We start from the raw sequence: 10,567 nt of genomic DNA, 5'->3' as shown, positions 1-10,567 counted from the left end.
ACTTCAGGCAAGCCGAGGATCTGCGCCACATCAGGCAGTTCACGCAATGCCTGATTCATCACCGCGCGCACGTGTTCGATCTGCTCGTCAGTGGCAGAAGCGGCGGTGATAAAGGGCAACGTCGGACTGAACGCGCTGCGCGCCACGACCCGCAAACCGCTGACCTCAGCCGGCGCGTAATGCGCAAGGTACGCATAGGTGACACTGTCGATGGCTGCCAGGTCGCCGCGTTCTTCACGCAGCCAGCGCAGACTCTCGCGGTGCGCTCCGCTGAGGCCAACCGTGGCGAAAAACCGGCCGTTGTGATGTAGCGGCGCCAGACGCTGGCGTAGCAGGTTCATGCCGCTGTTGGAGTCCTCGCTGTTGATCACCCCACGACTGCCGCGAAACTCCGCGAGGTTTTTGCGCGGGTCATCAGCGCGGCAAAGAATCAGGCTGCAATGCCTGCCGGCGCTGGCGTCGGACAGTTCGTAGCGTGGTCGACCAATGATGCGCACCCGACCGCGCAGTAGGGTCATCAAGGGATAGCCGCAGGTCTGGGTCAGCAGCAGAGCCGGCGAAAGCCACAGTTCGGGCAGTGATAGTCCCTCGGCATTGAGGCGCGAGAGGCCGAGGCGTTCGAGGATGCGCGTGATCCAGTGTTCGTTGGCCGCTCGAATGGGCTCAGGGGCGGTGTACATCTGCAGTTCAACGTAGTGTCGGGTCATACACTTACTTTCCAGACAAAAAAATTCCAGCTATCACAAGGGCCAGGTCGTGTCAGTGAAAGGGATGCTGCGGACTGTCGATCGGCCTTAACCCGTTCTGCCGCCACAACTGCCCATAGCCCTGCACCAGAAATCCGCCACTGCGCGCCACCCATTGCTCGCGATGCCTTCGGTAAACCCGGGGCAAGTCGTACCATGCCAGGCCCGGCAAGTCGTGATGCACCAGATGAAAATTCAGGTTCAGAAACAACCAGCGCCAGGGCCAGGCAGCTTCGTTGAGCACGGTGCGTTGCTCCGGTTGCGCATGAGGGCGATGCTCATAGTAGGAGCGGATCATCGCGATCGACAGCGCCGGCACGCTGATCAACAGCAGGTAATGCCACACCGGCAACACACTGTAACGGACGAGGAACCACAGCATCAGCAGGGTGAAAGCGCTGTGGGTCAGCCACATCTGCCAAGCCTGACGCTCGCCGTGTTTCAGGCTTTGCAGTTCTTCAGTGGCCAGGGCAAGCAGTGCTAGCGGCGCGCCCATGACGAAACGCCCGAGTACGGTTTTGTTCAGCCAGTGCAGGCTGCGCTCGAACAGTGAACTGCCGTGCCAGCGCGCGGCGCTGAGGTAGCGGCTTTCCGGATCGACGCCGGGAACCGTCAGGTGCTCATCGCGGTGATGCAACAAATGGCTGTCGCGATACAGCGTGTACGGGTACCACACCGCGAAGGGCGCGTAGCCAAGGATTTTGTTCACCCGAGTCGAGCGTGTCGGATGCCCATGCAGCAATTCGTGTTGCAGCGACAGCCACAGCACCAGCAGCGGAATCAACAGCAATGTGCTGACGCCGCGCCCCAACCACTGGCTATTTAGGACAATGGCAAACCACCCGACATAGACACCGATCAGCAACAGCCAGGTCGGCCATTCGGTGCGGGCGGTCCAGCGTTGGCGCAGGGTTTCGATGTACTGGCGATGAGCGGCGTCGAAGTAATGGGGCATGGCGTTGCTCGGAACGGGAATCTTCCCCTTCTGTGCAACAACATTGATAAATCTTGCAGATTATTTTCCGGGTGCAGGCAGGAGCCCGAGAACCGGGCTCCGGAAAGGCGTGATCAATGACCGAAGATGTCGACTTTCTTGGCTTTCTTCTCCGCACGCTTTTCAATCGCGGTCTTGGCCGGCTTCTTCTTCGCGGCTTTCTTTGAATCCATACCTTTGGACATGATGCGTACTCCACTCACAGGGGATGTAGGCTCAGGTATACACCTATCGCGCCTCGCGCGTTCTTTTATAATCGCCGCTTTGCCCGCCGACAGTCCGATCCCATGCCCGATACCCAGTACGTCCTGCTCGACGAGCCGTTGTGGCCGTTGATGAACAAGTTCTACCGCAGCCACCAATCGTCGATGAAAGCCGTGCGCGATGCGCAATTGTGGGTGGCGCGGCGCGAGGAAATCGTTGCCGCACTGTGTTTGCGGCCGGTCGCGGGCGGGCGTTGGTTGACCGGTTTGTTTGTTGATCCACAGTGCCGCGAACAAGGGATTGCCGCGCAGTTGATCGCGGCGGCCGTCAAGGATGTGACGGAACCGGTGTGGTTGTTCTGTCATCCGGATTTGCGCGGTTTTTATGAGCGGCGCGGGTTCAGCTTCGACCCGGCCCTGCCCCAGGCGATGACCGAGCGGTTGAGCCGGTATGCGCGGAGCAAGCCGATGATTGCGATGGGGCTGGATCGTTCGTGACTCACTCCTGCAGGGGAGAATTGCGTTTGACCCGGATTAGTCGTCGGCGGTTGGATCGAGATCCGGGAACATCACTTCGGTAAAGCCGAACTTGCTGAAATCGGTGATGCGCGAGGGATACAGGCGGCCGATCAGATGATCGCATTCATGCTGTACCACCCGTGCGTGAAAACCTGACGCCACGCGCACGATCGGCTCGCCCTTCGGATCAAAACCTTCATAACGAATCTGCTGATAGCGATCCACCGCGCCACGCAATCCCGGCACCGACAGACAGCCTTCAAAACCTTCCTCGGTCAGCGGACTCAATGGTGTGATCAGCGGATTGATCAGGATCGTCTGCGGCACCGCTTCAGCGTCCGGATAACGTTCGCTGTGCTCGAAGCCAAAGATCACCAGTTGCAGGTCGACGCCGATCTGCGGCGCGGCCAGGCCAACACCGCCGACGCTTTCCATGGTCTGGAACATGTCGTCGATCAGTTGCCACAGTTCGGGGCTGTCGAACATTTCCGGCGGCACGGGCGGGGCGATGCGCAGCAGGCGTTCGTCGCCCATTTTGAGGATTTCACGAATCATGATCAGGCTTCGTCAGTGTCCGGCTTGAGCGAGTGATCGCGCCCCAGGCCCGAGACATGTTGTTTGGGGTGTGCATCGAGTTCACCGGGGACTTTCTCACCCGAGTCCTTGCCCTCGCTGGACATGTGTTCAATCACCGCATTCATCTCGGCGCCGAGCAGCAGCACCGCCGAGGAAATATAGAAATACAGCAACAGCACGATGATCGCCCCGATGCTGCCATACATCGCGTTGTAGTTGGCGAACGTCTTGACGTAAAACGCAAAACCCAACGAGGCGATGATCCATACCACCACGGCCAGTACCGAGCCCGGGGTGATAAAGCGGAATTCCTGTTTGACGTCTGGCATCACGTAGTAAATCAGGGCCACGGCGACCATCATCAGAATCACGATCACCGGCCAGCGCGCAATTGTCCACACGGTGACGATGAAGTCTTCCAGCCCCACCTGCGCGGCGATCCAGCCCATGACTTGCGGCCCGAGCACCATCAGCGCGGCGGCGACCAGGAGCATGCCGGCGATGCCGATGGTGTAGAACACCGACAGCGGAAAACGCTTCCAGATCGGCCGGCCCTCGACCACGTCGTAGGCGGCGTTCATCGCGCTCATCATCAGGCGCACACCGGCAGACGCGGTGTACAGGGCAATAACGATACCGACCGAGAGCAGGCCGCCCTTGGATTGCTGCAACTGGTCGATCACCGGGTTGACCTGCTCCAGCGCCTGCGGTGGCAGGACCAGTTCCGATTGCAGGCGCAGCCAGGTGAAGAAATCCGGCAGGTGCAGGAAACCGATCAGGGCAATCAGGAACAGAATGAACGGGAACAGCGAGAACAGCATCTGGTAGGCCAGTGCCGAAGCGTAGGTCGACATCTCGTCGTCAACGAACTCAGTGACCGTGCGCACCATCACCCGGTGCAAGGGCAGACCTTTCATGTCCGGAAAAATCATTCGCGTCTCCTTTCGCCGCAGAAACAGGTTGAAGTCGTGGCGACTCAGGGGCCGTTTTTTACATCACGGTAGCCTACTTGGCGACCTTCGTGGATGACTGTCGGGCTTTGACACAAAAACGGCCATCCTTGGATGGCCGTTCGTGTGTTTCGTTCAAGGCCGGATTACGCCTTGTCGATGGTCTTCTTCACTGCGTCTTTGGCTTTGCCGACTGCTTGCTGGGCTTCGCCTTTTTTCTCTTGAACCTTGCCTTCGGCTTGCAGCTTGGTGTTGTCAGTGGCTTTACCGACGCCTTGCTTGATGTTGCCGACCGCTTCGTTGGCCATGCCTTTTACTTTATCGCCAGTGCTACTCATGGTGTTTCTCCTTGGTGCATTGAAGGGGAAAAGTCAGTACGTAATGATTGACTGGCGCGGTTTGCCACGAGTTTCATTTATTTTTGCTCCTCTTTTCGTCGGGCAATGCAGGTTGGGCTTTATGTTTGCCCCCCAAGCCCCGAGAATGCGCAGCTATGGGCGCGGTGCGCCAACGATCAGATCCCGCAGGAATGTTATGAAACTCGATAAAAAGCAGGCCATTGCCCGTCGCAACCAGGAACTGGGCGGCGCGGTGCTCGGCACCAACAACTGCCACTTCGCCGAACTGAACCGCAACCGCAACATCTGGTGGTTCGACCTGCCGGTGTCGCGCCTGGCCGTCGGTCAGTACGAGTGGATTCACCTGCTGATGCACACCCCGGCGACCGACGAACTGCTGCACCTGAAAGTGCCGACGGTGTTCCTGCGGGAAAAACTCGAAGGCCTGGTGATTCGCAACGAAGGCAAGCGCAAGGCCGCGTTGAGCCTGGAGTTGAGTGCGGACAAGGATTCGTACCTGCAGGACATGCGGCCGGCGGGGACCAACGTGAACTTTGCGCCGTTCCGTCAGTAGGATTTGTGCCGCCGCCCTTCCCCTCACCCTAGCCCTCTCCCGGAGGGAGAGGGGACTGACCGATGTGTTTGGATAAGCTACATCGACCTGAGATATCGAGTTGAACTCAGGTTATGAAAGGCCCCCGGATCGGCTCCCTCTCCCTCGGGAGAGGGCTGGGGTGAGGGGCAGGTTCAACACAAAATCCCAGCCCTGCTCCGCCCCAACAAAAAGCCCCGCATCTGCGGGGCTTTTTGTTTTATGCGGCGTTCTTCGCCTTGATCTTCTTCAGCTCTTCGTCACGCAACTCGCGGCGCAGGATCTTGCCGACGTTGGTGGTCGGCAGCGCATCGCGGAACTCCACCGAACGCGGGACCTTGTAACCGGTGACGTTGGCGCGCATGTGCTCCATCACGGTTTCCTTGGTCAGGGTCACGCCCGGTTTGGCGACGATGAAAATCTTGATCGCCTCGCCCGACTTCTCGTCCGGCACGCCGATGGCGGCGCACTGCAACACGCCCGGCAGGGTCGCCAGCACGTCTTCCAGCTCGTTCGGATAGACGTTGAAACCGGAGACCAGAATCATGTCTTTCTTACGATCGACAATGCGCATGTAGCCATCCGGCTGGATCAGCGCAATGTCACCGGTCTTCAGCCAGCCTTCGCTGTCGAGGATTTCGTCGGTGGCTTCCTGGCGCTGCCAGTAGCCCTTCATCACTTGCGGGCCCTTGACGCACAGTTCACCGATTTCGCCCAGCGGCTGCTCGACACCGGCATCGTCGATGACTTTGCACAGGGTCGACGGCACCGGAATGCCGATGGTGCCGATCTGGATGTGCTGGATCGGGTTGACCGTGGCCACCGGGCTGGTTTCGGTCATGCCGTAACCTTCGCAGATCGAGCAACCGGTCACCGCTTTCCAGCGCTCGGCAGCGGCCAGTTGCAAGGCCATGCCACCGGACAGGGTGACTTTCAGATTGGAGAAGTCCAGCTTGCGGAAACCTTCGTTATTGCACAGTGCGACGAACAGCGTGTTCAGGCCGACAAAGCCGCTGAACTTCCACTTCGACAGCTCCTTGACCATCGCCGGCAGGTCGCGCGGGTTGCTGATCAGGATGTTGTGGTTGCCGATCAGCATCATCGCCATGCAATGAAAGGTGAACGCATAGATGTGGTACAGCGGCAGCGGCGTGATCAGGATCTCGCAACCTTCATTGAGGTTGGAGCCCATCAGCGCCTTGCACTGCAGCATGTTGGCGACGAGGTTGCGGTGAGTCAGCATCGCGCCCTTGGCCACGCCGGTGGTGCCGCCGGTGTATTGCAGCACCGCGACATCGCCGCTGTGCGGATTGGCTTCGGCCACAGGCTGGCCCTGGCCCTTGCTCAGTACGTCGTTGAACTTGACGGCTTTGGGCAAGTGATACGCCGGCACCATCTTCTTCACGTACTTGATGACGCTGTTGATCAGCAGACGCTTGAGCGGCGGCAGCAGGTCGGCCACTTCAGTGACGATGACGTGCTTGACCCCGGTTTTCGGCACCACGGCTTCCGCCAGGTGAGCCATGTTGGCCAGGCAGACGAGGGCCTTGGCACCGGAGTCGTTGAATTGGTGTTCCATTTCCCGCGCGGTGTACAGCGGGTTGGTGTTGACCACGATCAGCCCGGCGCGGATCGCACCGAAGACGGCCACCGGGTACTGCAGAACGTTGGGCAGTTGCACGGCGATTCGATCACCGGGCTGCAAATCGGTATGCTGTTGCAGATACGCGGCAAAGGCACCGGACAATTCGTACAGTTCACCGTAGGTGATTGTCTTGCCCAGGTTGCTGAAAGCCGGTTTGTTGGCGAAGCGTTGGCAGGATTGCTTCAACACTGCCTGAATGTTCGGATACTCGTCTGGATTGATGTCGGCAGCAATTCCAGCCGGGTATTTATCCTTCCAAAAGTCTTCGATCATGGAAGCCCACTCCTCAGCAACGCGAATTCTTCACCGCATTTGATGCGATTATTATTGGTGTGTGTTTTGTATTGGTGAATCTGGCTTTTATACAGGCCGAGAAGTCACAAAGCGCGCCGAGAGTAGCAGCTTTGCCAAGTGCCGACTAGAGCCAAAAGCGGCCCACACAGTCACATTGATGACTCAAGACTTTCTAATAGTCATTTTAGAGCAAAAATCCTAGAAACCTGTAAAAGTCCCGGTTTTCCGGGCCTTTGCCCCCTCCAAAAAGCATCACGGGCAAGCCCGCTCCCACAAGGTTGATGAAAATCCCTGTGGGAGCGTGACTTGCCCGCGATCCGCGCACAGCGCGGCCATTCACCGATCAGGCGATATCGCGCAACTCCCGCCGCAGAATCTTGCCAACCGGCGTCATCGGCAACGAATCACGCAACACAATGTGCTTCGGCACCTTGTACGCGGTGAAATTCTCTTTGCAGTACGCCTTCAGCTCTTCGAGGCTCACGCCGGTTTCCCGCGCCACCACAAACAGCTTCACCGCCTCCCCGGAACGCTCGTCCGGCACGCCGATTACCGCGCAGTTGGCGACTTTCGGATGGGCCATGACCACGTCTTCGATTTCGTTCGGGTACACGTTGAAACCGGAGACGATGATCATGTCCTTCTTGCGGTCGACGATGCGCACGAAGCCGTCCGGATCGATCACCGCAATATCTCCGGACTTGAACCAGCCTTCGGCATCCAGCACTTCGGCGGTGGCTTCGGGTTTGTGCCAGTAGCCCTTCATGATCTGCGGGCCCTTGATGCACAACTCGCCACGCTCGCCCATCGGTTGTTCGACACCGTCATCGTTGATGACTTTGAGCAATGTGCCCGGTACTGGCAAGCCGACTGTGCCCAGGCGCGACTGATCGCCATACGGGTTGGTGCAGGCCACCGGCGAGGTTTCGGTCAGGCCGTAACCTTCAGTGATGCGGCAACCGGTGAGCTGTTCCCAACGCTCGGCGGTGGCTTTGACCAGCGCGGTGCCGCCGGAGTTGGTGAGCTTCAGGCTGGAGAAGTCGAGGGTCTTGAAATCCGGATGATCCATCAGCGCGACGAACAGCGTGTTCAGCCCCAGCAAGGCCGAGAAACGCCAGTTTTTCAGTTCCTTGATGAACCCGGCAATGTCCCGCGGGTTGGTGATCAGCACGTTGTGATTGCCGGAAACCATCATGCACATGCAATTCGCCGTAAAGGCATAGATGTGATAAAGCGGCAGCGGCGCGACCATCACCTCCTGACCTTCACGCAGCAGGGGCTGGCCATCCGGGCCGAGTTGCGCGAGACAGGCACGAACCTGCTGCATGTTCGCCACCAGATTGCCGTGGGTGAGCATCGCGCCTTTGGCCAGTCCGGTGGTGCCGCCGGTGTATTGCAGCACGGCGATATCGTCGAGGCTGACCTTCAAGGGCTTGATGCCCAGGCCACGGCCCCTGCGCAACGCACTTTTGAAAGAGATCGCCTGGGGCAGCGAGTACGCCGGGACCATCTTCTTCACTTGGCTGACCACAGTATTGACCAGCCAGCCCTTGGCAGTGGGCATCAGGTCACCCATCTTCGCTTCGATCAGGTATTGAATATCGGTGTCGGCCAGCACTTCCTGGACTTTCTGCCCGAACATGTTCAGGTAAACCAGCGCCCGCGCCCCGGAGTCCTTGAACTGGTGACGCATCTCCCGCGCGGTGTACAACGGATTGGTGTTGACCACGATCAGCCCGGCGCGCAGCGCCCCGAACACAGCAATCGGATAATGCAGAACGTTGGGCATCTGCACCGCGATGCGATCCCCCGGGACCAGATCAGTATGGGCTTGCAGGTAACCGGCGAAGGCCGCGCTCTGGCGCTCCAGCTCGGCATACGTCAGGGTCACGCCCATGTTGCTGAAGGCCGGGCGATCAGCGAATTTCTTGCAGGAACGTTCAAACACCTCGATCACCGACTTGAACTCCCCCATGTCGATGTCCAGCGGTACGCCGGCCGGGCGTTTGTCATTCCAGAAATCAGGTTGCATTGTTTTTGTCCTCTTTACCTGAGCTGATCCGGGCCGCTCTCTGTCATTTCTGAAAAAGCGGTGCTTCCCGGACACTAGCAGCTATGGCCATTCAGGCAAATATGGGCCATCTCGTCATTGATCGCGTGAATCTTCCTGCCGTGGCGTGGGCTGATCAGACTTAACCTGGCGGATGCGCTATACAATGTTTCGACCCTGAGCAAAGGAATCGCCATGATCCACCACACCCTATGGCTTGATGCGAATGACCGCAGCCGGCTTTTCGTCAATCAGTGGCTGCCGGCCGCACCATTGAAAGCGGTGGTCCTGATTGCCCACGGCATGGCGGAACACAGCGGGCGTTATCAACAGTTGGCGGAAACGTTTTGCGACAAAGGATACGGTGTCTACGCCCCGGATCTGCGCGGTCATGGCCAGACCGCCGAGAACGGCACCCTCGGCCATTTCGCCGATGACGACGGCTGGTGCAAGGTTGTCGGCGACCTCGCCAGCCTCAATCAATACATCGGCCAGCAACACCCCGGCGTGCCAATCATTCTGCTCGGGCACAGCATGGGCAGTTACCTCGCTCAAGGTTATCTGCTGCACCACAGCGCCAGCCTGCACGGGGCGATTCTCAGTGGTTCGAATTTCCAGCCCCCGGCCCTCTATCGCGCCGCCCGGCAAATTGCCCGCCTGGAAAAACTGCGTCAGGGTGGCAAGGGCCGCAGTGCGCTGATCGAATGGTTGTCGTTTGGTTCATTCAATAACACCTTCAAACCGGTGAGCACACCGTTCGACTGGCTCAGCCGCGATCCGGCCGCAGTCGCCAAATACGTGGCCGACCCGCTGTGCGGCTTTCGCTGCACCAACCAGTTGTGGATCGACCTGCTCGGCGGCTTGCAGCAAATCAGCAAAGCGTCCACTCTCGCGCAGATCGACCCGGGCCTGCCACTGCTGGTGATCGGCGGTGAATGTGATCCGGTGAGTGAAGGCAAACGTCTGACAGATCTGGCCAATGCACTGCGCAACGCCGGCAGCCAGAACTTGCAATTGAAGATTTACCCGCAGGCCCGGCACGAATTGTTCAACGAAACCAATCGCGACGAAGTGATCGCCGATGTGCTGGCCTGGATCGACCAGGCGCTGAGCCATCCGCGCCCGCATCGCAGCGAATAATTTTTGTGGATTCATTTAATCCGTCACAGGAATCAAGACCGATGACCCAGGTTACCAACATCCCTTATGAAGCCCTCGAAGTCGGCCAGACCGCGAGCTACAGCAAGACGGTCGAAGAGCGCGACATTCAGCTGTTTGCCGCGATGTCGGGCGACCACAACCCGGTGCACCTGGACGCCGAGTTCGCCGCCGCCAGCATGTTCAAGGAACGCATCGCCCACGGTATGTTCAGCGGTGCGCTGATCAGTGCTGCGGTGGCTTGCGAACTGCCTGGGCCGGGCACTATTTATATCGGTCAGCAAATGAGCTTTCAGAAGCCGGTGAAGATTGGCGACACCCTGACCGTGCGCCTGGAAATTCTCGAGAAGCTGCCGAAGTTTCGTGTGCGCATCGCCACTCGCGTATTCAATCAGCGTGATGAATTGGTAGTGGATGGCGAGGCCGAGATCCTCGCGCCGCGCAAGCAGCAGACCGTGACCCTGCCGACTTTGCCGGCGATCAGCATCGGCTGATTGATTGG

General features: G+C 59.0%; 11 protein-coding genes. 4 read left to right on the top strand and 7 right to left on the bottom strand.

Annotated features, from left to right (window positions below; translation table 11 throughout):
* Together DBR24_RS21630 and DBR24_RS21625 are read right to left on the bottom strand one after the other, a co-directional pair.
* Positions 1–707: phosphate/phosphite/phosphonate ABC transporter substrate-binding protein (locus DBR24_RS21630; protein ID WP_128615765.1), on the bottom strand; the 707-nt coding region annotated here is incomplete at its 3' end.
* 52 nt (positions 708–759) lie between these two features.
* Positions 760–1,701: a fatty acid desaturase gene (locus DBR24_RS21625; protein ID WP_128615764.1), complete on the bottom strand. Its 942-nt coding sequence runs from the start codon at positions 1,699–1,701 to the stop codon at positions 760–762.
* Positions 1,702–2,027: 326 nt separating this feature from the next.
* Between DBR24_RS21625 and DBR24_RS21620 the strand changes: the two genes are divergently transcribed.
* Entirely contained in the window at positions 2,028–2,441 is a 414-nt protein-coding gene (locus tag DBR24_RS21620; RefSeq protein WP_128615763.1) for a GNAT family N-acetyltransferase, read from the top strand.
* Between the two features lie 36 nt (positions 2,442–2,477).
* Here the strand turns inward: DBR24_RS21620 and def are convergent, their stop codons facing one another.
* The 3 genes from def to DBR24_RS21605 form a co-directional block, all read right to left on the bottom strand.
* Positions 2,478–3,017, bottom strand: a complete 540-nt coding sequence (gene def, locus DBR24_RS21615; protein ID WP_003227403.1) for a peptide deformylase — start codon at positions 3,015–3,017, stop codon at positions 2,478–2,480.
* 2 nt (positions 3,018–3,019) lie between these two features.
* Complete coding sequence (locus tag DBR24_RS21610) at positions 3,020–3,970, bottom strand: YihY/virulence factor BrkB family protein (protein WP_128615762.1); 951 nt, start codon at positions 3,968–3,970, stop codon at positions 3,020–3,022.
* A 164-nt stretch (positions 3,971–4,134) separates the two neighbouring features.
* The gene (locus DBR24_RS21605) at positions 4,135–4,326 is read right to left on the bottom strand and encodes a CsbD family protein (RefSeq protein ID WP_025112838.1); all 192 of its coding nucleotides are present in this window, start codon (positions 4,324–4,326) and stop codon (positions 4,135–4,137) included.
* A 196-nt stretch (positions 4,327–4,522) separates the two neighbouring features.
* Between DBR24_RS21605 and DBR24_RS21600 the strand changes: the two genes are divergently transcribed.
* Positions 4,523–4,900, top strand: coding sequence for a hypothetical protein (locus DBR24_RS21600; RefSeq protein WP_041068691.1), 378 nt, complete (start codon positions 4,523–4,525; stop codon positions 4,898–4,900).
* A gap of 238 nt (positions 4,901–5,138) precedes the next feature.
* Here DBR24_RS21600 and fadD1 read toward each other — a convergent pair whose 3' ends face one another.
* Both fadD1 and fadD2 read right to left on the bottom strand, forming a co-directional pair.
* Positions 5,139–6,836, bottom strand: a complete 1,698-nt coding sequence (gene fadD1 / locus DBR24_RS21595; protein ID WP_123467114.1) for a long-chain-fatty-acid--CoA ligase FadD1 — start codon at positions 6,834–6,836, stop codon at positions 5,139–5,141.
* 364 nt (positions 6,837–7,200) lie between these two features.
* Positions 7,201–8,889 carry a long-chain-fatty-acid--CoA ligase FadD2 gene (fadD2, locus tag DBR24_RS21590; protein ID WP_128615761.1) on the bottom strand — a complete coding sequence of 563 codons (1,689 nt, stop codon included), beginning with the start codon at positions 8,887–8,889 and terminating at the stop codon, positions 7,201–7,203.
* Between the two features lie 213 nt (positions 8,890–9,102).
* On the opposite strand from fadD2, the gene DBR24_RS21585 reads away from it, so the two are divergent.
* Entirely contained in the window at positions 9,103–10,047 is a 945-nt protein-coding gene (locus tag DBR24_RS21585; RefSeq protein ID WP_128615760.1) for an alpha/beta hydrolase, read from the top strand.
* Positions 10,048–10,088: 41 nt separating this feature from the next.
* Positions 10,089–10,559 carry a MaoC family dehydratase gene (locus tag DBR24_RS21580; protein WP_003227420.1) on the top strand — a complete coding sequence of 157 codons (471 nt, stop codon included), beginning with the start codon at positions 10,089–10,091 and terminating at the stop codon, positions 10,557–10,559.
* The last annotated feature ends 8 nt before the right edge of the window (positions 10,560–10,567 follow it).

The sequence above is a fragment of the Pseudomonas sp. HMWF006 genome (genome assembly GCF_003061205.1).
Classification (GTDB): Bacteria; Pseudomonadota; Gammaproteobacteria; order Pseudomonadales; family Pseudomonadaceae; genus Aquipseudomonas; species Aquipseudomonas monsensis.
This window is presented reverse-complemented; position numbering and strand designations above follow the sequence as displayed.